The organism is Faunimonas pinastri (assembly GCF_900110915.1).
Classification (GTDB): domain Bacteria; phylum Pseudomonadota; class Alphaproteobacteria; order Rhizobiales; family Afifellaceae; genus Faunimonas; species Faunimonas pinastri.
On sequence record NZ_FOFG01000006.1, the window covers coordinates 26,750 to 48,051 of the forward strand.

Sequence of the window (21,302 nt, forward strand, 5' to 3'; positions counted from 1 at the left end):
GGATCAGTAATCGACGCGCGTCAGCGTCAGCCCTTCCGGCGGCGCGACCGGACCGCAAGCCTTGCGATCGCGCGCGTCGAGCGCCTCGCGCAGACGCTCCGGCGACCACTTGCCCTCCCCCACCATCGCCAGCGATCCCGCAAAGGAGCGGATCTGGTTGTGCAGGAACGAGCGGGCCGAGGCTTCGATCACCACGATCTCGCCCTGACGGTGGACATCCAGCCGGTCCAGCGTCCGCACGGGGCTTTTTGCCTGGCAGGCGGCAGCGCGGAATGTCGTGAAATCATGCGTGCCGAGCAGGAGCTGGGCGGCTTGATGCATGCGTTGCTCATCGAGCGGCTTGGGGAAGTGCCAGGCATGACCCTGCTCGATCGCCAGCGGTGCCCGGCGATTGCCGATGCGGAAACGGTAATGCCGCCCCTTGGCGGAGAAGCGGGCATCGAACTCCGGCCCGACCGCCTCGACCGACAGGATCGCGACCGGCTGTGGCTTCAGGTAGAAGTTCAGCGCGCCTTCCAGCTCCGACGGCCGCCAGTCGCGATCGAGATCGACATGCGCCACCTGCCCGCTGGCATGGACGCCCGTATCCGTGCGGCCCGCGCCATGCAGCGTCACCGCCTGCCGGGTGGTCTTCAGGATCGCCCGTTCGATCGCCGCCTGTACGGACGGTCCGTTCTGCTGGCGCTGCCAGCCGCAATAGGGGGTGCCGTCATATTCGACGAGGAGCTTGAAGCGTGGCATCGCGGTCGGGCTGGATCAGGCGAGGATCCGGACGGGCTTCTGCGCGCCGCGTCCGAATTCTTCCGCGCTCATCGGTTTCTTGCCAGCGCGCTGCAGTTCGATGATGCGGATCGCGCCGTTTCCGCAGGCAACGCTGAGGTCGTCGCCGAGGACCGCGCCGGGCTCGCCTTCTGCCGCACCGGAGCTGGTGCCCAGCGTGGAGCGCAGGATCTTCACGCGCTCCGGCTTGCCGCCGATCTCCATCTCGCACCACGCACCCGGGAACGGTGAAAGACCGCGAATGTGGTTGTGCACCTCGGATGCCGGTCGGCTCCATTCGATCCGGGCTTCCGCCTTGTCGATCTTGGCGGCGTAGGTCACGCCCGCGTCCGCCTGCGGCACGGAGTTCAGCGCCCCGCGCTCCAGCGCTCCGAGCGCGCGCACCATCAGATCGCCGCCCAAGGCCGAGAGCCGGTCATGGACGGAGCCGGCCGTCTCGTCGGGGCCGATCGCCAGCCGTTCCGCCATGCAGACCGGGCCGGTGTCGAGGCCCTCCTCCATCCGCATCACCATGATGCCGGTTTCTCCGTCGCCCGCCATGACGGCTCGCTGGATCGGCGCTGCGCCGCGCCAGCGGGGCAAGAGAGAAGCATGGAGATTGAGGCAGCCATCGCGCGGCGCCTCCAATACGCCCGGCGGCAGGATCAGCCCATAGGCGACGACCACGGCCACGTCGGCGTCGAGCGACGCGAAGATGTCCTGCGCCTCGCTGTTGCGGAGGCTCTTCGGCGTGAAGACGGGGATGCCGAAGCGCTCCGCCTTTTCGTGCACGGGCGAGCGCGTTTCCGCCATGCCGCGACCGGCGGGGCGCGGCGGCTGGGTATAGGCAGCCACGACCTCGTGCCCCTGCCCGATGATGTCCATCAGCGTGGGCACGGAAAATTCGGGCGTCCCCATGAAGACGATGCGCAGCGGCATGATGTGGCTCAGATCGTGTTGCGGCGGTGGCGTTCCCGCTCGCGCGCCGCCTTGGTGAATTTCTTGATGACGAGATCGCGCTTCAGCTTGGAGATGTAGTCGATGAAGAGCACCCCATTGAGGTGGTCGATCTCATGCTGGAGGCAGGTGGCGAGGATGCCTTCCGCGTCGATTTCCTGCGGCTTGCCCTCCCGGTCCACGTAGCGGACCTTCACCTTCGCCGGTCGCTCCACCTCCGCGTAATAGTCCGGGATGGAAAGGCAGCCTTCTTCGTAGGTCGAGCGCTCGTCGGAAGCCCAGAGGACTTCCGGATTGATGAAGATCATCGGCGCGGGAGCGTCGCCCTCCGGGGCGACGTCGATCGTCACCAGTCGCTTCGGCACGCCGACCTGGATCGCCGCAAGCCCGATGCCCGGCGCATCGTACATCGTATCCAGCATGTTCTCGATGAGCTTGCGCGTCTCGTCGGAAACGCCTTCGATGGGCGCGCTGGACTGACGGAGAAGCGGGTCTGGAAGATTGACGATTTCGAGCTTGGCCATGGCCCGCGAGATAGGCTCTGCCGCGATTGCGGTCAATGCGTGGCGGCCTTCGAGCGGCCGCGGAATGCCCGCGTCGTGGGTCTATCCCGCAGGAATCGGCGCCGCCAGCGCCGGGCGTTCCTCGAACAGGAGGTCGCGACCGCGCACCGGATCGCGCACCTCCGCCTCGATCGGCTCAAGGAGGTCCAGCGACTTGGAGCCGTCGGCGACATGCAGGTCCTTGAAGCGGCGGGCCTGCGGCATGACCGAGGTTTCCATGCTGCCGACGAAGCTGTTGAAAGCCTTCACCCCGGCATCGAGCCCGCGCCCCACCTTGGCGACGTGGTCGCCCATCTTGCAGATGCGGGCGTAAAGCTCGCGCCCGAGCTCGGCGACTTCCCGGGCGTTCTCCGTGATCGCCTCCTGCTGCCAACCCAGCGCGATCGCCTTGGCCAGCGCGATCAGGGTCGTCGGCGTCACGATGAAGACGCCCTTGCCGATTGCCTCGGAGAAGAGATCGCCATTGCGCTCGATGGCGGCGGCGAAGAAGTTCTCGCCCGGCACATACATCGCTACGAAGTCCGGCCGTGCGGCCATGTGCGCCGAAACGGTCTGCGCATATTCCTTCCGGGCCAGCGAAAGCATGTGCTGGCGCATCGCGTCGGCATGGCGCTTCATGCAGGTGGTGCGCGTCGCCTCGTCGGTCGCCTCCACCCCCTCCAGGAAAGCCGAAATCGGCGTCTTGGCATCGACCACGATATGGCGCCCGCCCGGCAGGTGGATCACGCAATCCGGTCGAATGCTGGAATCGAGCCGCGCGAAGGTCGCCTGCGTATCGAAGTCGCAATGGGCGGACAGGCCGGCAAGCTCCAGCGCGTTGCGCAGGCTCTCCTCTCCCCAGCGTCCGCGCGTGCCGGGATTGGCTTTCAGCGCCTGCGTCAGCCGCGCCGTCTCGCGACCTACGCTGCCGAGCTGCTCGCGGATCTGGCCGAACGAATCCGTCCGCTCCTTCTCGATCTGCTGCAGCTTTTCCTGCGTCAGCTTCAAGGCATCGCCGATGGGGCGGACGAGATCCTCCACGGCCTTGCGCCGCAGCTCCACATCGGCCCCGGTTTCGGCACGATGCTTCTTGAAGACCTCGTCGGCGAGGGCCAGAAAGGACTGGCGGCTTTCGCCGAGCGCATTGGTCGCGAGGTTCTTGAAATCGCGCTCCATCTCGCCGCGTATCGTCAGGAGATCGGCCTGCCGCTGCTCGAAGGCTTCACGCTCCGCCTCCGCGCGACCGTCGCGCGCGGCAAGCTCCCCATCGCGCTGCCGGAGCGCGCGCTCCAGAAGCTCGATCTGGCCGCGCAGGGGGCGGAGAAGGTTGGCCTCCGCCGCCATGGCGGCTCCCTGCCGTTCCGCAGCGCCCAACCGGTCCCGCAAGGCTTCGGCGTGATCACGAAGGTTCTCGAACTCGTCTTCCGCCCTGCCAAGCAGATGCCGCGAGCCGCGAAGCTGCACCAGAAGCGCGAGCACGGCGACGGCGAGGCAGCCAGCGATCACGGAGGCGGCGAGAAGCATCGCGTCGGAATGGAACATGATGAACGCCCGTACCCTGGATATTCCCTGTATGTATCGCCTTTGATCGCGGTCATCAATGTACTTGTGCCGGTTTGTTCTCACTGCGGAGGCGGAATATCGAGCATCCAACCCGGCCCTTGCGCGTTCACTGCCTGGAACGAGGGAGGGCTTGCAGATGACAGGAGAACTGGAGGGTCGGGTAGCAATCGTGACCGGCGGCGGCCGAGGGCTGGGTCGCGCCATGGCGGTGGGCCTTGCCCGCGCGGGCGCTGCGGTGCTGATCACGGCCGCTCGCGAGAGTTCCGAGGTCGAGGAGGTCGCCCACGCCGCCGCGGCGGAGTTCGGCGAGGGCCGGATGGTCCCGATGCAGGGCGACGTGACGCAGCAGGAGGATTGCCGGCGCGTGGTCGACCGGGCGCTTGGGCATTTTGGTCGCGTCGATATCCTCGTCAACAATGCCGGTCGCGGCATGAAATATGTAAGCGACGAATTTCTCACGAAGCCGACCCGCTTCTGGGAGGCGGATCCGGAGGCGTGGCGTCTCGTCATCGACACCAACGTGAACGGCCCCTTCCTGATGGCGAGGGCGGCGGCCCCGGCGATGATCGCGGCCGGGAGCGGCCGCATCCTCAACGTCTCGATGAACCATTCGACCATGCGACGGGCCGGCTTCTCGCCCTACGGCCCGTCCAAGGCGGCGCTGGAATCGGAAACCGTCATCTGGGCGCAGGACCTGGCGGGCACCGGCGTCACGGTGAACGCGATCCTGCCCGGTGGCGCGACGCTGACCGGCATGATCCCTGCAGGCTTCCCGGAGGCGGCGCGGGCGCAACTTCTCGCCCCCGAGATCATAGTCCCTCCCCTGCTCTGGCTCGCTTCGGACGCATCGGCCGGCTTCACCGGGCGGCGGGTGGATGCGAGCCGCTGGCGGGGCGACCTGCCGGCCGGTGAGGCCGCCGCAGCCGCGACGGACGATGCGGGCTGGGCATAGCCGATCGAACATGACGACCCGCAAAGGACCTGAATGATGCAGTGGATCGACATGGGATGGATCGACAGCGCCTGCCGCCTGCTTCTCGGCTCCGGGCTCGACAGCAAGGACATCTCCCTGCCGCAGATGGCGCTTCGTGCATTGATCGTCTACGTCGTGACGCTGCTGATCATCCGGCTCGCCAAGAAACGCTTCATGGGGCGGGCATCCGCTTTCGACATGATCGTCGGCGTCATCCTGGGCTCCACGGTCAGCCGCGCCATCACGGGGACCGCTCCCCTCGTCCCGGCGCTCGGCGCCGCCTTGGCCCTGGTCGCCATGCACTGGGTGTTCTCGTGGCTCGCGATGCACTGGGGTGCTTTCGGCGACCTGGTGAAGGGCGAAGCGAGGCTGATCGTCGAGAACGGCCGGGTGCTGTCCTCGGCGATGAAAACCGCGCATCTCACCGATAAAGACCTGCATGAGGACCTGCGAGCCCACGGCCTGACCGGACCGGACCACATTGCCGAGGCAAGGCTGGAGCGGAACGGTCAGCTCAGCGTCATCAAGGCCGCTGCCGGCCCGAAGGTGGTCGAGGTGGCCGTGCAGGAGGGCGTGCAGACGGTGCGGATCGAGCTTCCCTGACGGTCCGCCCGGAACTGCCGCGCGGCCGGTTCATTGGAAGGTGGAAGCCTGAGAAGGACATCCCATGCCCAACAGCAAAGCCATTGTCCGCGCGACCGGAAACGTATCGCCGCTGCTCGCGCTCGCCATTTCCGGCGGCGCCGTCCTCGCCTCCGGGCTCCTCGCCCGCCGCAGCGCGCCGGAGCCGCAGCATCCCGATATCCAGCGCTGGTATCACCATCTGGACAAGCCGGACTTCGTACCGCCGGATCCGGTCTTCGGTGCGGTCTGGGGCGTGCTGGAATCGCTGCTCGCCTATGGCGGCTATCGCCTGCTGCGCCATCCCGCGACGCCGACGCGCAATCGCGCGCTCGGGCTCTGGGGCTTCAACATCGCGATGATCTCCGTCTGGCCCAGGCTGTTCTTCGGAGAGCGGAGCGTGCGGTCCGGCTTCCTCGGCTCGCTGCTGATGCTGGGCTCCGGCATCGCGTATGTCGCAAGCGCGCGCCGCGTGGACAAGGTGGTTGCCGCGACGAGCCTGCCCTTCGCCGCATGGCTCGGCTTCGCCAGCGTGGTCAGCGAGGAAGTCTGGCGTCGTAACGAGGATTGAGCGGCCGAGAGCGGAAGCCGCGCGTCAGAAGGGCGTGCGGCTCTTCATGGCGGCGGCCAGCGTTCCGTCGTCGAGATAATCGAGCTCGCCGCCAACCGGCACGCCATGGGCGAGGCGGGTGATCCGCACGTCGGTGCCGGCCAGCATGTCGGTCACGTAATGGGCGGTGGTCTGTCCTTCCACGGTGGCGTTCACCGCGAGGATGATCTCCTTGATCTCCCCGTCCTGCGCGCGATGCATCAGGCTGGAAAGATTGAGCTGGTCCGGACCTATGCCGTCCAGCGGCGACAGCGTGCCGCCAAGCACGTGGTAGCGGCCGCGCGTCGCCATGGCGCGTTCCAGCGCCCAGAGATCGCCGACATCCTCCACCACGACCAGCACCGAGGCGTCGCGCAGCGGATCGCTGCAGACGGAGCACGGATCGCGGGTATCGAGATTGCCGCAGACCGAGCAGACGGAAACGGAGGCGGCGGCCTCCGCCGCCGCGCGCGCCAGCGGCTCCAGAAGAAGGTCTTTCTTCTTCATGAGATGCAGCGCGGCGCGCCGGGCCGAACGCGGCCCCAGCCCCGGCAGACGCGAAAGCAGCTGGATCAGCCGCTCGATCTCGGGGCCGACGACGGATTGAGGCAAGTGGAAACCCCGGCCTAGAAGGGCAGCTTGAAGCCGCCGGGCAGCGGCAGGCCGGCGGTCAACGCCTGCATCTTTTCCTCGGCCGCGCGGGTGGCGCGTCCTGAGGCGTCGGTGGCGGCGGCGACGATCAGGTCTTCCAGGATTTCGACTTCGTCCGCCTGGGCGAGCGAGGGGTCGATCTTCACGGATTTCAGCACGCCCTTGCCATCAACGACCACGGTGACGAGCCCGCCGCCGGAGGTGCCGGTCACTTCCATCTCGGCGATCTCGGCCTGCAGGCCCTGCATCTTCTCCTGCAGTTCCTTGGCCTTGCTCATCATTCCCATCAGGTCGCGCATTCTGGTCTCCCCGGCCGGCGGCCGCTGTCAGTCGTCATTGCTGTCGTCGGCATAGCCGTCATCGAAGCCGGCGTCACTCCCGCCCGGATTGGGCGTCTCGCCGTCGGGAACGGGCTCGGGCGGCAGCGCCTCGCGAACCTCGACGATCTGGGCGCCGGGAAAGCGGGAAAGAACCTCCTGCACAAGCGGATCGGCCTTCGCCTCTTCCAGCAACGTCGCCCGGCGCTTCAACCGGACTTCGTGGAACGTGTCGCGCGCGCCTTCGCTGGAAACGGCGACGATCCAGCGCTGGCCCGTCCATTCCCTGAGGGTCTCGCCGATCTTCTGCGGCAGGCCGGGATCGGCGTCCGGCGTCAGCGTGATCTCAAGCTGCCCCGGCTCGAAGCGAACCGGCCGCACATGCCGCTCCAGCGCGAAGACCAGGAGGCGGTCGCGCTCGGCGCGCGCCTTCTCGATCACGTCCTCGAAGCGCAAGAACTGCGGCTTTGCGGGCTCCGGCGCGCGTTGCGGAAGCATCTGAGGGACAAGTTGCGGCACCGACTGTGCGGGTTGCGCCTCGGCCCGCGCAGCCATGCCGGCACCCCTCTGCGAATGAACGAGCGCGACAGGGGCGCCGGAGGGGACCGAAGCGGAGGGCATGCTCGCCGGCTGCGAAACGGACTGCGCCGACGATTGCCCGGGAGAGGCAGGCCGCGAAGCCCCGCCCCGCGCAGGGATCCCGCCGCCGGGCACGGCGCCGCCGAACTCGCCGGATTGCAGCAGCCGGATCGCCTCGTCGGGCGTCGGCATGTCGGCCGCATGGCAAAGGCGGACCAGCACCATGTCGGCCGCGAGCATCGGGCGCGGCGCGGTTTGCGTTTCGGCGATGCCCTTCAGGAGCATCTGCCACGTGCGCGACAGGATACGCACGGATAGACTTTCGGCGAAGATCTGGCCCCGAGTGCGCTCGCTTTCGGTGGCGGACGCATCGGCGGCCGCCTGCGGGGCGAGCTTCAGCCGCGTCACGTAATGGGTAAATTCGGCAAGGTCCGTCAGCACCACGACCGGATCGGCGCCGGTATCGTGCTGCGCCTTGAGCTCGGCCATGGCGGCGGCGGTATCGCCGCGCATCACATGCTCGAAGAGGTCGATGGTGCGCGCCCGGTCGGCCAGGCCGAGCATGTCGTGGACGGTGTCGGCATCGACGCGGCCGCCGCCATGGGCGATCGCCTGGTCGAGGATGGAAAGGGAATCGCGGGCGGAGCCTTCGCCGGCGCGCGCGATGGCGCGCAGCGCTTCGGTATCGACTTCGATGCCTTCCTTCGCCGCGATGTTGCCGAGCAACTGCATCAGCGTCGAAGCCTCGATGCGGCGCAGGTCGAAGCGCTGGCAACGCGACAGCACCGTCACCGGCACCTTGCGGATCTCGGTGGTGGCGAAGACGAATTTCACATGCGCCGGCGGCTCTTCCAGCGTCTTCAGGAGGCCGTTGAAGGCCGCCTTGGAGAGCATGTGCACTTCGTCGATGATGTAGACCTTGAAGCGCGCGGAAACAGGCGAATAGCGAGCGGAATCGATGATGTCGCGGATGTCGTCGATGCCGGTGTGGGAGGCCGCGTCCATCTCGATCACATCGGGATGGCGGCCCTCCATGATGGCGCGACAATGCACGCCCTCTTCCGTCAGGTCGACGGTCGGCTCGCCGGTGCCGTCCTCGCGCACGAAGTTGAGCGCGCGGGCGAGAATGCGGGCCGTCGTGGTCTTGCCGACACCGCGCACGCCCGTCAGCATCCAGGCATGCGCGATGCGGCCGGAGGTGAAGGCGTTGCGCAGGGTGCGCACCATCGGCTCCTGGCCGATCAGGTCGTCGAAGCTGGAAGGCCGGTATTTCCGGGCAAGGACCTGATAGGGAGCAGGCGCGGTTTCGCTCATGACGCTTCAGGGGCTCCCTGCCGGCGGTCCGGCGCACGATCCAGCGCAGTCCGAGGCCGGAGCGTTCCCGAAGCGGGCGCAGCCGGTAAGCCGCGGCGAAACAGAAGTGGGAGGCTGGACGGCAACCCGTGCCGAATTCGTTGGGGCTGCTTCCTTCCGGACCTGACCCGATTGGCGAGTGGAACGTCCGCCGCCAACCTCCCGAGCCCTATATCGTCGCAGCCGCCGCCAAACGCAAGAGCGTCCCCGAATTCTTCACCAATCGATTCTTCCGCAATCCAGTCTTCACCGTCCGGCTCAGGCCCCGATGGCCTCGGCGACCTCGGTGACGAACCGGCCGATATCGTCGGTGACGAAATCCACCTGATCGTCCTTGCGGGCATCGAGATCCCAGGAGCCGCCCATGATCGCGGTCGCGCCCTTCGGCACGATCAGCGTGGTGCGCATCCCGAGCTCCTTGGGCACGGTCAGGTTGCGCGCCAGATCCTCGAACATCGCGGCGTTCGCCGGGTCTATGCCGAAGCGGGCCAGAAAGCGGTCATAGGTCTGGCGCTCGGGCTTGGGCACCAACTCGCCGGCGACGATGTCGTAGATGCCTTCGAAATGGCCGGAAATGCCGAGCTTTTCCGCGACGGTCTGCGCATGGCGATAGGAGCCGTTGGTGAAGATGTACTTCTTGCCCGGCAGCCGTTCCAGCGCGGGCCCGAGAAGCGGATCGACGACCAGCGGGGAGTGATCGATGTCGTGCGCGTAATGCAGGAAATCGTCGATATCGATGTCGTGGTGGATCATCAGGCCGCGCAGCGAGGTGCCGTAGCGGCGATAGAAGTCGGTCTGGATGCGCTCGGCTTCTTCCGGACCCACCTGCAGCGTCTTCGCGACGTATTCGTGGATCCGATTGTGGATCTGCTGCCCGAGCTGCGTCTCGTGCGGGTAAAGCGTGTCGTCGAGATCGAAGATCCAGGACTTGACCGAGGCAAAGACTTCGAGATCTTCACGCGGACGCTGCTTGGAGCTTTCGGCGGTCGCGGCGTTCATGAATTGTTTGTTTTCCGGTCAAACGATTACGGGATGTCAGACTAGCCGCCGAATTGCGGCCAATGTCAGCCCTTTTGCCTCAAATCGCGATAATGTGTCGCGCAGAGGCTCGGACGCGACGGCCATATGGAAGGCGTTGGCATGGAGGAGCCGCTCGCCATCCTGCATGATGCCGACATGGCCGCGCCAGAAGACGAGGTCGCCACGCTTCAGCTCAGGAACGCCGGCCGACAGATCGAGAGCCTCGCCCAGGCCGTTCCTCTGCATATCGGAATCGCGCGGAGCGGCGATGCCGCAAGCCTCGCACGCCACCTGCACGAGAGCGGAGCAGTCGATGCCGAAGCTCGTCCTGCCCCCCCAGAGATAGGGCGTGCCGAGGAAGCGCTCGGCCACCGCCACCGGATCGCTTTCGTGCGCCTCCGCCGCGCCGAGATGCTGCATCACAACCGCGCCGGCCGGATCCAGCAGCCCATAGCGCGCGTTGTGGTCCTCGGCCTCGCCGCCGACATGCACCCGCGCACCCAGCGACAGGGCCATGAGCGGCGCGAGCTTGATGTCCGGCCCGGCAAAGACCGGGGTGCGCAATGCCGTGACCCGGTATTCCGGCTCGGCACGGGCATGGGCAAGATCCGATCGGGCGACCCAGCCGACATAGGAATCGGCTTCCAGCTGCGCCCAGCACCAGCCTTCGCCGGTTGTCTCGAAGACGCGCACGGCCTCGCCGTGCAGCCCTTCCGTCAGCATGGTCGCGTCAGCCGCCGGGCGACCGCGAAACGCCGCCGTAGCGGACGCGACGCGGAGCACTTCGCCCTCCGCGTAGCGCTCGGCCGGGTAGACGTGGCGAAGTCGGATATCGGCGAGGTCCGGCCGGGCGGCGTTGATGCGCGGATCGAGTTCGGTCATGTCCTCATCCTAGCAGAGCGGTCGCCCGGACACAGGAACTTTCACCCGTAGCTGGCGGAGAGATGCGCGAAGAGCGCCCGGATCGCCTGCGCCTCGCCACCCTCTGGGCAAGCCGGGCGCACGCCCGGATTCCAGCCGAAGACATCGAAATGGGCATAGGTTCGGGCATTCTCCACGAAGCGATCGAGAAAGAGTGCCGCCACGATGGCGCCGGCATGCCCATTGGTCGAGACGTTGTTCATGTCGGCCGTCCTGGAGGCCAGCCAGGAATCGTAGGGACGCCAGAGGGGCAGCCGCCAGAGGGGATCGCGAAGATCGTCCGCCGCCTGCTGAAGCCCTTGCGCGAAAGCCTCGTCATCGCTGAAGAAGGGCACGACTTCCGGCCCGAGCGCCACGCGGGCGGCGCCGGTCAGCGTCGCCATGGAAATCAGGATCTCCGGCTTTTCCTCGTCGGCATAGGCCAGCGCATCGGCAAGGATCAGCCGGCCTTCCGCATCCGTGTTGCCGATCTCGACGGTGAAGCCCTTGCGGCTCCTGAGGATATCGCCGGGGCGGAAGGAGCGGTCAGACACCGCGTTCTCGACCGTCGGGATCAGCACGCGCAGGCGCACCTTGAGGCCGGCGCCCATGATCATGGAAGCGAGGCCTAGCACATTCGCCGCGCCGCCCATGTCCTTCTTCATCAGGAGCATGCCGGACGCGCTCTTGATGTCGACGCCACCCGTATCGAAGACCACGCCCTTGCCGACGAGCGTCACCCTGGGCGCGGTCTCGTCGCCCCAGCGACAATCGATCAGCCGGGGCCGCCGCTCGCTGGAATCGCCGACGGCATGGACCATCGGGAAGCCCGTTTCCAGTTCTTGCCCCTCGATCACCGAGAAGGTCGCGCCGAAGCGATCGGCGACCTGCCGCGCGGCCTCGACGAGTTCGGCGGTGCCGAGATCGTTCGCGGGCGTGTTGATGAGGTCGCGGGTCAGGAAAATCGCTTCCGCGGTGCGGTCGAGCGCTTCGGGGTCGACCCCCTCCGGGCAGACGAACTTCACCCCGCCATGGCCGTTCGCCTTGCGATAGCGGTCGAACCGGTAGCCGCCGAGAAGCACGGCGAGAACAGCCAGCTCCGGCCGGTCGAAATCGCCTTCGAAACGGTACGTCCCCGGCGGGAGCAGCACGGCGAGCTTGCCCGGCGCCAGCGGGCTCGCGTCGCGCGCCGAGCCGCTCCCCAGGCCGAAGAGCACGCGCGCCACGTCGCCCTCCCCGTCCGGCAGCAGCACCAGCTTTCCGCTCTCGCCCTTGAAGCCCTGCGCCTCCGCGAAACGTCTCTCAGCCGGCGGCAAGCCGGCGAGCAGCGTGGCGCAGGCTTCGCTGGTCACGAGATGGACGGGACGCGCGGCAGAGCCGGCGGCGGACGCGAGGGAGATCGTGGAAGCCATGGGAGAATCCGAGTGAGAGGTTCCGGTTTATGCCTCTCGCCGCCCGGCTGGCAATCTTCAAACAGCGTTAACGAAACCTTAGCGAAGGCGGCTTAACGCTCGTTAACGATTCATCAGGGCGAGCACATCATGCGGCGTCGATTTACGCGGCGGTCCTTTCCGGCCAACACGCGGCCCCTTTGGGCCAGCCTGACGCTTGTCGCGGCACTTGCCTCGGCGGGCTGCCAGACCACGCATGGCGGCCCCCAGACGGGCGCGATTCCCGCCACCGCGACGATCGAGGCATCGCATCTTTCGCCCGAGCAGGCGGTGGCCGAGGTGCAGAAGTGGGGCGCCGCCTACAGCCGCGACCCGAAGAGCAAGGAGGCCGAGCTGAACTACGCCGCCGCGCTCCGTGCTGTCGGCCAGACGGGCCAGGCCGTCGCGCTGATGCGCAAGGCCGTGATCTATCATCCGGAGGACCGCGAGGTGCTGGCCGATTTCGGCAAGGCGCTCGCCGACGACGGCGAGTTCCCGGAGGCGCTTTCCACCGTCCGGCGGGCCCAGCGGCAGGATAACCCGGACTGGCAGCTGCTCGCCACCGAGGGTGGTATCCTCGATTCCATGGGCGACCATGAGGGTGCCCGCGCCCGCTACAATCAGGCGCTGGTGCTGGCGCCGGGCGAGCCGCAGGTGATGAACAACCTCGCCATGTCCTATGTGCTGACCGGCAATCTGAGCGAGGCGGAGGAACTGCTCACGAAGGCGGCGGCCGATCCCCGCGCCAGCCTGCGTGTCCGCCAGAACCTTGCGCTGGTGCAGGATCTGAAGGCGCATCCGGAAAAGGCGGCGTCCTATGGCAACCGGCAAGCCACCGCCCCTCCCCCGGCCGCCATCGCGGCCCCGGCCCGGACGGCCCGCTTCGTGGCACCGCAGCCCTTACCCACCGCCGGGCAGGATGGCGACGCGCTCTACCCGACCGAAGAGCCGCCGCCCGCCACCGAGGAAAACACCTGGGCGGAGCTCAAGGCGAAGGGCTGATCCTCTTCCCCTGAGAGCCGACACGGACCGTTCAGCCGCCGTGGGCTGCCCGCACCGCCTGGATCGCGGCAGGCGTGATGATGACGGCGAACAGCACCGGCAGGAAGAACAGGATCATCGGCACGGTCAGCTTCGGCGGCAGGCCGGCTGCGCGCTTCTCCGCTTCCGCCATGCGCATGTCCCGGTTTTCCTGCGACAGCACCCGGAGCGCCTGCCCCAGCGACGTTCCGTATTTCTCCGACTGGATAAGGCTGGTGACCACCGCCTTGACCCCGTCGAGCCCCGTGCGATCGCCGAGATTGTCATAGGCTCGGCGACGGTCCTGCAGGTAGGAGAGCTCGGCGGTGGTCAGGCTCAGCTCTTCCGCCAGCTCGACCGATTGCGAGCCGATTTCCTCCGACACCTTGCGGAACGCGGCCTCGATGCTCATGCCCGCCTCGACGCAGATCAGCATCAGGTCCAGGGCGTCCGGCCAGGCGCGGCGAAGCGATTTCTGCCGCTTGGTGATCTTGTTCTTCACAAAGATCGCGGGCGAGTAATAGCCGAGCAGCGCGAAGGCGATGGCGATGGCCAGCTTGAAAAAGAACGGCTTGTTCAGGTGCAGGATCAGGAAAATGTAGAGTGCGGCCGCCGCGAAAAGCACGATGGGCCCGATCACCCGGAAGGCGACATAGGCGAAGACGGGGTTCTGGCCGCGATAACCGGCGCGGCGGAGCATGCGCACGACTTCGCCATCTTCGGCCTGCTTGGCGAGGTTGAACCGGTCTACGATGTCCTTGAAGAGCTTGCGCGGCTCGGCCCTGAGCGAGGTCTTCTTCGCTGCCTCCATCTTGGTGCGTTCGCGCACCCGCAGCCGCTCGCGCTCATTGGCGACCTGCCGCATCCGCGTCTCCAGGTTGGAGCGGAAGAGATAGGGCCAGGACACAACGAGAATGGCGGAGAAGACCGCCACGGCCGAGGCGAAGGCGATCAGGAGGCCGGAATTCGCAGGATCAAGGAAGTTCATCCATTGCCCCTCAGAAGTCGAAGTTGATCATCTTGCGCATCACCATGATGCCGACGAACATCCAGAAAGCGCAGCCGAACATGACCATGTGCCCGGTGCTGGTGGTGAACAGCAGCTTGATGTAGTCGGGGCTGACAAAGCCGACGAGGCCGCCCACCACGAAGGGCAGCGAACCGATGATGGCGGCGGAGGATTTCGCCTCCTGGCTCATCGCCTTGATCTTGCCGTCCATCTTCTTGCGCTCTCTCAGCACGCGCGACAGGTTGCCGAGCGCCTCCGAAAGGCTGCCGCCGGTTTTCGCCTGCACCGCGATGACGATGGCGAAGAAATTCGCTTCCGGGACGGGCACGCGCTCCGGCAGTCGGGCCACGGCCTCCGACAAGGGCATGCCGAACGTCTGGTCTTCCACGACCTGCCGGAACTCCGACTTCACCGGCTCCTGCGCCTCCGTCGAGATGACCTTGAGGCAATCGACCAGCGGCAGGCCTGCCTTGATACCGCGCACGATGACATCGATCGCGTTGGCGAACTCGTTGGAGAAACGCTTGAAGCGGCGCTTGCGGCGCTGGCCCACATAGAGATGCGGAACGAGGAGGCCTAGAGCCACGGCGAAGCCCAGCGCCGGTAGCAGCGACAATCCGATGAGCAACGTGCCGACGATAAAGCCCGCGATCCCCGCAATGGCGCAAAACAGGAAATAGGCGTTGCGGCTCCAGCTCAGGCCGCCTTGCCGCATTCGCGTCACGAGGGTCGGCTTGTTGTGACGCCGGTTCTTGGCGCGTTGCGTCTCTTCGATCTCGCGGATCGTCTCCTCGACGCTGCGGCGGCGACGCTGATCGTCGGTGAGGCCCGTGACCCGCTCGGAAGCCTTGTTCTGCACGCCGGCGACAGAGTTCATCCGGCCCTGGGTCCGCTTGCCCGCTTCCAGCCGCGGAAACACCGCGACGAGAAGAAGCCCGCCGATGCTGAAGGCGACCAGCATGAACAACGCGACCGAGACGAGGAGCGGCGACATCATGCGACGCTCCTGCCGAACGGTTCCATCCTGTCCCCCACGCGCATCCGCATCGTCACGCCACACGGCCCTCCCGCACGTCGGACGCATCGAGAGCCGCGGCAAGGCGCGTCTCCTCGTTGTAGTAGCGCGCCCGGTCCCAGAACGCGGGACGGCCGATGCCGGTGGAGCGATGCCGGCCGATGATGTTGCCCTGCGCGTCCTCGCCAAGGAGCTCATAGACGAAGAGGTCCTGCGTGGTGATCACGTCGCCCTCCATGCCGAGCACCTCGGTAATATGGGTGATGCGGCGGGATCCATCGCGCAGGCGCGAGGCCTGCACGATCACGTCGACGGAGGAGACGATCATCTCGCGGATCGTGCGCGAGGGAAGTGTGTAGCCGCCCATCGTGATCATGGATTCCAGACGGGACATCGCCTCGCGCGGGGAGTTGGCGTGCAGCGTCCCCATCGAGCCGTCATGGCCGGTATTCATGGCCTGCAGGAGATCGAAGGCTTCCGGTCCGCGCACCTCGCCCACGATGATGCGTTCGGGACGCATGCGGAGGCAGTTCTTGACGAGATCGCGCATGGTGATCTCGCCCTCGCCCTCGATGTTGGGCGGCCGTGTTTCCAGGCGCACGACATGGGGCTGCTGCAGCTGCAGTTCCGCCGCGTCCTCGCAGGTGATGATGCGCTCGGTGGTATCGATATAGCGCGTCAAGGTGTTCAGCAGCGTCGTCTTGCCCGAGCCCGTGCCGCCGGAGATCAGCACGTTGCAGCGAACCCGGCCGATGATCTGCAGGATCTGCGCGCCTTCCGGCGTGATCGTGCCGTAATTGACGAGCTGATCCAGCGTCAGCTTGTCCTTCTTGAACTTACGGATGGTGAGCACCGCGCCATCGATCGCCAGCGGCGGCGCGATCACGTTGACGCGCGAACCGTCCGGCAGGCGCGCGTCGCAGATGGGGCTGGATTCGTCGACGCGTCGGCCGACCTGGCTGACGATACGCTGGCAGATGTTGAGAAGCTGGGCGCCGTCGCGGAAACGCACGTCCGTCTCCTGCACGCGGCCCTCGACCTCGATGAAGACGCGGTCGGAGCCGTTGACCATGATGTCGGCGATGTCGTCACGCGCCAGCAGCGGTTCGAGCGGACCGTAGCCCAGCACGTCGTTGCAGATGTCTTCCAGCAGGTCTTCCTGCTCGGCAATCGACATCACCACGTTCTTCACGGAGATGATGTCGTTGACGATGTCGCGAATTTCCTCGCGCGCCTGGTCGCTGTCCATCTTGGCCAGCTGGGCGAGATCGATCGTATCGATCAGCGCTCCGAAGATCTGCGTCTTCAGCTCGTAATATTCGTCGGTGCGCCGAGGCCGAGCCGCCTGCGTGCGCGCGACCGAATTGCCGGAGGAGACTTGGGGCTGAGCCACGGGAACCGCGGGCCGGGAGGGCGCCGTCGGCTGCGGCCGGGGAATCCCCGGCGCACTGGGCTGGGCCTTGGGATCTAAAGCGCTTCGCCGTCCGAACGTCGACATGGCTCAGAGACTCACTTCTTGGATTTCGTCGAGAACCGCCCGACCAGTGAGTTCAAGGAGAAGCCTCCCTTGCGGGCCCGCTTCAGCTCCTTGCGACCGGTGATCAACTGGGCGATTTCCAGAAAATGGGTATGGAGTTCCGATTTTCCATGGTTCTCGGCGATCATCTCTCCGTTATTCGCCGCCGCCCCGAACAGGGCGGGGTCGAACGGAATGACGGCCGTGAGCTCCAGGTGGAGAGCCGCGGCAAAGTCCTGCGGCTTGATTTCCGGGCGCTTCGGCACGCCGACCTGGTTGAGGACCAGTCGCGGGGGCGCATCGTTCGGACGCCCCTGCTTCAAGAGGTCCACAAGGTTCTTGGCGTTGCGGAGATTGGCAAGGTCCGGAATGGCCGTCACGACGACCTGATCCACGGAGAGCAGTGTTTTCCGGGCCCAGGCGGTCCAGACATGCGGCACGTCCAGCACCACGGAAGGCACGCTGCCCTGCACCAGATCGAGCACGCGGTCGAAGGCCGTGTCCTCCAGATCGTAGGAGCGGTCGAGGGTCGCGGGGGCGGAAAGCAGGCTCAGGTGATCGCCGCATTTCGCGAGCAGGCGATCCAGCAGCACTTCGTCCAGCCGGTCCGCCCCGAAGACGGCTTCCGCCATGCCTTGGGCCGGATCGAGATTGAAGTTGAGCCCCGCCGTCCCGAAAGCCAGGTCCATGTCGCCGAGGACGATATCCGCCCCGAAGGTGCGGGCCATGGTCCATGCCACGTTATGCGCGATGGTGGACGATCCGACGCCGCCCTTCGCGCCGATGAAGGCATAACTCTGCCCCAGCTTCCCCGCGTTCTCGTCATGATAAATGCTCGAAATCGAGGCGATGACCTGCATCGCGTCGGCGGGCGCGACGAGATATTCGCTGACGCCGCGCTTCAGGAGGTCGCGATAGAACCGGACATCGTTGGAGTGCCCGATCACCATGACCTTGGTGCCGGCATCGCAGACTTCGGCGAGGCGATCGAGGCCGGCCAGCAGCTCCGGTGCCGGCAGACGGCTCTCGATGACCACGAGGTTAGGCGTGGGGGCCGACTGGTAGAATTCCCCGGCCGCGTTGATGCCGCCGGTATGGACCTTCACATGGGCCCGTCCCATGCGCCGGTCGGTGGCGGCCTGCTCCAGAGCGGTGCAGACTTCCGGCGTGTCGCAGAAAGCCTGTACCGTGATCCGCGGGACGGCTCTCGCTTCGAAGGTTTCGGGAAGCTCCGCCCCGAGGGTGCCGGCTTCCTGAAGATTGCCGCTCATCGGCATCAGGAGCCCCCGCCCGTCGATTGTGTGGTGAAGGGCTTGATGGCGGTACCCTTCTCATAATCGGTGATCACCGCCGCACGACGGGCGCCATCGGCGGCCTGCACGGGCCGCGGCCGGACGAGGTCCGCCGGATCGGCGACCATGGCGGCGAAATTGTTCTGGCTGGCGCAACCGAGATCGTAGGTATCCCGATTGTCGGAATGCGCGACCATGTCGTCCGGCCAGATCCCGCACTGCGGGGTCATGGCCTTGAGCTTGAGATAGCTCAGGCGGAGCACGCCGAGCTTTGCGGGATCGTCGACCGGATAGGGCGCGATTCGGATCGCGGTGCGCGGTACGCCCATGTCGATCAGCGCGTAATGGATCGACTTGCCCATCTCGGCGGCCGCGATGTCGTTCGCGGCCCCGGTCGGCACCTGGATGTTCAACGCCCCGGTGCCTTCCCTGCGATAGGCACGAGCGTAGTCGCGGATGGGCGCGCGCAGCTGCGCGGACAGCGCCCCGGCATTCATGCCGACCGGCACGTCGAGCGTCTCGGGCTCGTTCGAGAGCACCACAGGATGCCGTCTCGCATAATCCTGGTCGAAGAGCGCCTGGTTGGTCGCGGGGGCGTCGGTCTGGCAACCGGACAGCAGCCCGCCGGCCGCGACAAGCAGGACCATTCCGAGAACGATGCGCTGCAGAGCAGGGCTTGCCCCGGCCTGAAACGATTTGGCCATGCCCGTCATTTCCGATGCCCTCAATCGAAGGAAAATCCGACCTTGCCCGCCCTGCTCGTGGCAGCCGCGGGTGCCGCGCCGTAAACGCGGTTCAGCCGGTTCATGAAGTAGGCCTGCGAGTCCGTCGGTCCGACATAGTTGTCGCCAGGCCGCGCCAACTGCTGGGGGGAGACCGGTTTCACCAGATAGGGCGTGACGATCATCACCAGCTCGGTCTGCGCGTTCTGGAAATCCTTAGATGAGAAGAGCGCGCCCAGGATCGGCAGCTTTTGCAGAACGGGAAGTCCCGTCGCGGCCCGCTGCGTCTGCTGGTTCATCAGTCCGGCCAGCACGAAGGCGCCGCCGGAGGGCAGCTCGACCGTGGATTCGGCATTCCGCGTGTTCAGGCCCGGGATGGTGTAGCCGCTGGTCGTGATCGAATAGGCAGAGTTGATCTCGCTGACTTCGGTGCGGACATGCAGGCTGATACGCCCCGGCCCGAGCACGGTCGGGGTGAAGGCGAGCTTCACGCCGAAGTCCTTGAACGTCACGGTGGGCGTACCGGTCGTATCACTGACGCCCGTCACGATCGGGAATTCGCCGCCGGCCACGAAGTTCGCGGTCTCGCCCGACACGGCCGTCAGGGTCGGCTCCGCCAACGTGCGGATCATGTTGGTTTCTTCCAGCGCCTTCACGGTAGCGCTGATCGAATTGCCGCCTGCGGACCACGACAGGTTGAGGGTGCCCGGCGAGGTCGCGGTATTGATCGGGAAGGTCAGCGGGCTGAGACCCGTCCCGCTACCGCTATTGGCACTGAAGTTGCCGGAGGTCAGCGCGTCGGCCGAACCGTTGCCGAGGTTCACCCCGAGCTGCTTCACGACAGTTCGCTGGATTTCGGCGATCGTCACCCGCAGGCTGACCTGCTCCTCGCCGGTGATGGTGAGGAGGTTGATGATCCGGCTTTGGCCTGACTGGGCGCCTTCCGAACTGGAGCTCTGGGAGGCTCCTCCGCCGGAACCTGCCTGCGAGGCGCCGCCGCTTTTGGCACCGCCAGCGGCGGCTCCGCCACCCGATGCACCGCTGTCGACGGTCCCGATATTGAACCCCTGCATCATGCCGGCCACGATTTGCTGCGCCTTGGCGGAATCGCTGGCCGACTTCACCTGACCCCGGATGATGAAATTCCCGTTGAGCGTATCGGCGCGCACGGTCCCGTCCGGAATGGCCTGCCTGAGGATTTCGTTCAGCGAGGTCAGGTCGACATCGACATTGATATCGAAACCGCCGATCTGCGCACCGGAGCTGTCGAAGAGGAAGACGTTCGCCTGGCCCGTCTTCACGCCGATCAGATAAAGGCGCCGGGACGTCCGCAAAACCGCGTCGGCGATGGCGGGGTTTGAAACGAGCACGTCGCTGGCCGGGCGCGGCAGGTCGACCACGATCGACTTGTCCACCCCGAGGTGGATCTGCCGGTCGCGGGAAAGGTCGCTGGCCGTCAGCTTGATGTAGCTCCCGGCGGCGTTCGCGGCTTGCGGCGCAAGGAGGATCGGCGTCGCCGGAAGGACAGTCCCAAGGGCGAGGGCCAGCGCTCCGGCCTGCAGTTTGCGTAGCACGTTCATGACATGAACTCCTTGCGCGGAACCGGCTTTCATGGCGTCTGCACAACCTGGCTCTGGCCGGCGCGGAAGATCTGGATCACGTTGCTCTGGCGTTGGGCGGAAGCCGTGCTCTGCGTGTCGCCGCTGTCGGCGATGCTGCGAAGCGCAAGCGACAGCGACCCCGCCGATTCGGCCGCCGTGATCAGTTCCGCCTGCGGCGGGTCCAACTGGAGCGTCGCGGTCTTGCCGACCACGACGCTCTGGCCGTTCTTCTCCTGGATGTTCTGGTCGATCGCCAGAACCGGAATGTTGGTCAGGATGGTGCGGCTGATACTGCTGCTCTCGTCATTGTCCCCCTTCTGCCCCTTCTGTCCCGTGGTCTCGATCACGTCGACACGGTCGTTGGGCAGGATGAAGCCGCCGGCCGACGTATCGGCGGAGACGCGAACGGCGACGGCCCGCTTCCCGGCGGGCAGAATGGCGGACAGGAACCCGGTTCCGGGACGGGCGAGCTTGGCCTCGCGGATCGGCTCGCCGCTGACGAAAGGCGCGCGGACCAGGGAGCCGGCCAGGGTCTTGACCTCGTCGGGAGATTTGCTCTTGAGAAAAAAGGCGCCGTTCAGGGCGTTGTCGGGCCAGGTCTGCCAGCGGACGTTCTTGTCCGTCAGCATCTGTCCCTGCTTCAGGTCGTCGGCGGCCACCAGCACCTCCTGCGTCGAGAGCGGAGGAGGCGCCTGCACCTGCACGACGGCCGGCGCCCTCCGCGTGGCGAGGGCCAGGTAAGCCGCCATTCCACCGGCAAGAAGCGCAACAACAAGAACGATGGCACGAAGCATCTTAACCCGGAGGAGTTAGGGCAGGACCGACAGAGCCGATCTTTCTGCGCATGAAGTCTCGCAAGGAAAGCTCAAGGGA

21 protein-coding genes and 1 other RNA gene are annotated in these 21,302 nt (G+C 66.4%); 4 read left to right on the forward strand and 18 right to left on the reverse strand.

Annotated features, from left to right (window positions below):
- Nucleotides 1-3 precede the first annotated feature (3 nt).
- From truA to BMY25_RS09465, 4 genes are all read right to left on the reverse strand, one after another.
- Nucleotides 4-741, reverse strand: a complete 738-nt coding sequence (gene truA, locus BMY25_RS09450; RefSeq protein ID WP_092496403.1) for a tRNA pseudouridine(38-40) synthase TruA — start codon at nt 739-741, stop codon at nt 4-6.
- A 15-nt stretch (nt 742-756) separates the two neighbouring features.
- On the reverse strand, nt 757-1,692 hold the full coding sequence (gene fmt, locus BMY25_RS09455) for a methionyl-tRNA formyltransferase (protein WP_092496555.1): 936 nt from the start codon (nt 1,690-1,692) through the stop codon (nt 757-759).
- A gap of 14 nt (nt 1,693-1,706) precedes the next feature.
- Nucleotides 1,707-2,240, reverse strand: a complete 534-nt coding sequence (gene def / locus BMY25_RS09460; RefSeq protein ID WP_092496404.1) for a peptide deformylase — start codon at nt 2,238-2,240, stop codon at nt 1,707-1,709.
- Nucleotides 2,241-2,321: 81 nt separating this feature from the next.
- On the reverse strand, nt 2,322-3,800 hold the full coding sequence (locus BMY25_RS09465; RefSeq protein ID WP_177176799.1) for a DNA recombination protein RmuC: 1,479 nt from the start codon (nt 3,798-3,800) through the stop codon (nt 2,322-2,324).
- 157 nt (nt 3,801-3,957) lie between these two features.
- Here BMY25_RS09465 and BMY25_RS09470 point away from each other — a divergent pair, with 157 nt between their 5' ends.
- The 3 genes from BMY25_RS09470 to BMY25_RS09480 all read left to right on the forward strand — a co-directional run bounded on the left by BMY25_RS09470 (nt 3,958) and on the right by BMY25_RS09480 (nt 5,986).
- Entirely contained in the window at nt 3,958-4,773 is an 816-nt protein-coding gene (locus tag BMY25_RS09470) for an SDR family NAD(P)-dependent oxidoreductase (protein ID WP_092496556.1), read from the forward strand.
- A 33-nt stretch (nt 4,774-4,806) separates the two neighbouring features.
- Nucleotides 4,807-5,397, forward strand: coding sequence for a DUF421 domain-containing protein (locus BMY25_RS09475; protein WP_238858250.1), 591 nt, complete (start codon nt 4,807-4,809; stop codon nt 5,395-5,397).
- A 64-nt stretch (nt 5,398-5,461) separates the two neighbouring features.
- Nucleotides 5,462-5,986, forward strand: coding sequence for a TspO/MBR family protein (locus tag BMY25_RS09480; RefSeq protein ID WP_092496406.1), 525 nt, complete (start codon nt 5,462-5,464; stop codon nt 5,984-5,986).
- Nucleotides 5,987-6,010: 24 nt separating this feature from the next.
- Here the strand turns inward: BMY25_RS09480 and recR are convergent, their stop codons facing one another.
- From recR to BMY25_RS09515, 7 genes are all read right to left on the reverse strand, one after another.
- On the reverse strand, nt 6,011-6,616 hold the full coding sequence (gene recR, locus BMY25_RS09485) for a recombination mediator RecR (RefSeq protein WP_092496407.1): 606 nt from the start codon (nt 6,614-6,616) through the stop codon (nt 6,011-6,013).
- 14 nt (nt 6,617-6,630) lie between these two features.
- Complete coding sequence (locus BMY25_RS09490) at nt 6,631-6,954, reverse strand: YbaB/EbfC family nucleoid-associated protein (RefSeq protein WP_092496408.1); 324 nt, start codon at nt 6,952-6,954, stop codon at nt 6,631-6,633.
- A gap of 27 nt (nt 6,955-6,981) precedes the next feature.
- Nucleotides 6,982-8,865, reverse strand: coding sequence for a DNA polymerase III subunit gamma/tau (locus BMY25_RS09495; protein ID WP_092496409.1), 1,884 nt, complete (start codon nt 8,863-8,865; stop codon nt 6,982-6,984).
- A gap of 105 nt (nt 8,866-8,970) precedes the next feature.
- An RNA gene (ffs, locus tag BMY25_RS09500) (signal recognition particle sRNA small type) lies at nt 8,971-9,068 on the reverse strand.
- Nucleotides 9,069-9,162: 94 nt separating this feature from the next.
- Nucleotides 9,163-9,903, reverse strand: coding sequence for a pyrimidine 5'-nucleotidase (locus tag BMY25_RS09505; protein ID WP_092496410.1), 741 nt, complete (start codon nt 9,901-9,903; stop codon nt 9,163-9,165).
- A 36-nt stretch (nt 9,904-9,939) separates the two neighbouring features.
- Entirely contained in the window at nt 9,940-10,806 is an 867-nt protein-coding gene (locus tag BMY25_RS09510) for a C40 family peptidase (RefSeq protein WP_092496411.1), read from the reverse strand.
- 41 nt (nt 10,807-10,847) lie between these two features.
- The gene (locus BMY25_RS09515) at nt 10,848-12,236 is read right to left on the reverse strand and encodes a leucyl aminopeptidase family protein (RefSeq protein ID WP_092496412.1); all 1,389 of its coding nucleotides are present in this window, start codon (nt 12,234-12,236) and stop codon (nt 10,848-10,850) included.
- Between the two features lie 129 nt (nt 12,237-12,365).
- Here BMY25_RS09515 and BMY25_RS09520 point away from each other — a divergent pair, with 129 nt between their 5' ends.
- The gene (locus BMY25_RS09520; protein ID WP_092496413.1) at nt 12,366-13,256 is read left to right on the forward strand and encodes a tetratricopeptide repeat protein; all 891 of its coding nucleotides are present in this window, start codon (nt 12,366-12,368) and stop codon (nt 13,254-13,256) included.
- A 31-nt stretch (nt 13,257-13,287) separates the two neighbouring features.
- Here the strand turns inward: BMY25_RS09520 and BMY25_RS09525 are convergent, their stop codons facing one another.
- From BMY25_RS09525 to cpaB, 7 genes are read right to left on the reverse strand one after another with little or no spacing between them, the layout of a single operon-like run.
- Nucleotides 13,288-14,262, reverse strand: coding sequence for a type II secretion system F family protein (locus BMY25_RS09525; RefSeq protein WP_092496414.1), 975 nt, complete (start codon nt 14,260-14,262; stop codon nt 13,288-13,290).
- A gap of 10 nt (nt 14,263-14,272) precedes the next feature.
- Entirely contained in the window at nt 14,273-15,280 is a 1,008-nt protein-coding gene (locus BMY25_RS09530) for a type II secretion system F family protein (protein WP_092496415.1), read from the reverse strand.
- 52 nt (nt 15,281-15,332) lie between these two features.
- Nucleotides 15,333-16,796 carry a TadA family conjugal transfer-associated ATPase gene (locus BMY25_RS09535; protein ID WP_092496416.1) on the reverse strand — a complete coding sequence of 488 codons (1,464 nt, stop codon included), beginning with the start codon at nt 16,794-16,796 and terminating at the stop codon, nt 15,333-15,335.
- Nucleotides 16,797-16,807: 11 nt separating this feature from the next.
- Nucleotides 16,808-18,091 carry a CpaE/TadZ family protein gene (locus BMY25_RS09540; protein WP_428976953.1) on the reverse strand — a complete coding sequence of 428 codons (1,284 nt, stop codon included), beginning with the start codon at nt 18,089-18,091 and terminating at the stop codon, nt 16,808-16,810.
- Nucleotides 18,091-18,810, reverse strand: a complete 720-nt coding sequence (locus BMY25_RS09545; protein WP_177176800.1) for a CpaD family pilus assembly protein — start codon at nt 18,808-18,810, stop codon at nt 18,091-18,093. The genes BMY25_RS09540 and BMY25_RS09545 overlap by 1 nt, the downstream gene beginning before the upstream one ends.
- 20 nt (nt 18,811-18,830) lie before the next feature.
- Nucleotides 18,831-20,408: a type II and III secretion system protein family protein gene (locus BMY25_RS09550; RefSeq protein ID WP_177176801.1), complete on the reverse strand. Its 1,578-nt coding sequence runs from the start codon at nt 20,406-20,408 to the stop codon at nt 18,831-18,833.
- Nucleotides 20,409-20,437: 29 nt separating this feature from the next.
- Nucleotides 20,438-21,223 carry a Flp pilus assembly protein CpaB gene (gene cpaB, locus BMY25_RS09555; protein WP_092496419.1) on the reverse strand — a complete coding sequence of 262 codons (786 nt, stop codon included), beginning with the start codon at nt 21,221-21,223 and terminating at the stop codon, nt 20,438-20,440.
- Nucleotides 21,224-21,302 lie beyond the last annotated feature (79 nt).

What these genes read in the sequence shown, in the direction of transcription:
- truA (WP_092496403.1), bottom strand. Translation starts at nt 741, where the DNA reads ATGCCACGCTTCAAGCTCCTCGTCGAATATGACGGCACCCCCTATTGC.
- def (WP_092496404.1), bottom strand. Translation starts at nt 2,240, where the DNA reads ATGGCCAAGCTCGAAATCGTCAATCTTCCAGACCCGCTTCTCCGTCAG.
- BMY25_RS09465 (WP_177176799.1), bottom strand. Translation starts at nt 3,800, where the DNA reads ATGTTCCATTCCGACGCGATGCTTCTCGCCGCCTCCGTGATCGCTGGC.
- BMY25_RS09470 (WP_092496556.1), top strand. Translation starts at nt 3,958, where the DNA reads ATGACAGGAGAACTGGAGGGTCGGGTAGCAATCGTGACCGGCGGCGGC.
- BMY25_RS09475 (WP_238858250.1), top strand. Translation starts at nt 4,807, where the DNA reads ATGATGCAGTGGATCGACATGGGATGGATCGACAGCGCCTGCCGCCTG.
- BMY25_RS09480 (WP_092496406.1), top strand. Translation starts at nt 5,462, where the DNA reads ATGCCCAACAGCAAAGCCATTGTCCGCGCGACCGGAAACGTATCGCCG.
- BMY25_RS09490 (WP_092496408.1), bottom strand. Translation starts at nt 6,954, where the DNA reads ATGCGCGACCTGATGGGAATGATGAGCAAGGCCAAGGAACTGCAGGAG.
- BMY25_RS09495 (WP_092496409.1), bottom strand. Translation starts at nt 8,865, where the DNA reads ATGAGCGAAACCGCGCCTGCTCCCTATCAGGTCCTTGCCCGGAAATAC.
- BMY25_RS09505 (WP_092496410.1), bottom strand. Translation starts at nt 9,903, where the DNA reads ATGAACGCCGCGACCGCCGAAAGCTCCAAGCAGCGTCCGCGTGAAGAT.
- BMY25_RS09510 (WP_092496411.1), bottom strand. Translation starts at nt 10,806, where the DNA reads ATGACCGAACTCGATCCGCGCATCAACGCCGCCCGGCCGGACCTCGCC.
- BMY25_RS09515 (WP_092496412.1), bottom strand. Translation starts at nt 12,236, where the DNA reads ATGGCTTCCACGATCTCCCTCGCGTCCGCCGCCGGCTCTGCCGCGCGT.
- BMY25_RS09520 (WP_092496413.1), top strand. Translation starts at nt 12,366, where the DNA reads ATGCGGCGTCGATTTACGCGGCGGTCCTTTCCGGCCAACACGCGGCCC.
- BMY25_RS09525 (WP_092496414.1), bottom strand. Translation starts at nt 14,262, where the DNA reads ATGAACTTCCTTGATCCTGCGAATTCCGGCCTCCTGATCGCCTTCGCC.
- BMY25_RS09530 (WP_092496415.1), bottom strand. Translation starts at nt 15,280, where the DNA reads ATGATGTCGCCGCTCCTCGTCTCGGTCGCGTTGTTCATGCTGGTCGCC.
- BMY25_RS09535 (WP_092496416.1), bottom strand. Translation starts at nt 16,796, where the DNA reads ATGTCGACGTTCGGACGGCGAAGCGCTTTAGATCCCAAGGCCCAGCCC.
- BMY25_RS09540 (WP_428976953.1), bottom strand. Translation starts at nt 18,091, where the DNA reads ATGCCGATGAGCGGCAATCTTCAGGAAGCCGGCACCCTCGGGGCGGAG.
- BMY25_RS09545 (WP_177176800.1), bottom strand. Translation starts at nt 18,810, where the DNA reads ATGGCCAAATCGTTTCAGGCCGGGGCAAGCCCTGCTCTGCAGCGCATC.
- BMY25_RS09550 (WP_177176801.1), bottom strand. Translation starts at nt 20,408, where the DNA reads ATGAACGTGCTACGCAAACTGCAGGCCGGAGCGCTGGCCCTCGCCCTT.
- cpaB (WP_092496419.1), bottom strand. Translation starts at nt 21,223, where the DNA reads ATGCTTCGTGCCATCGTTCTTGTTGTTGCGCTTCTTGCCGGTGGAATG.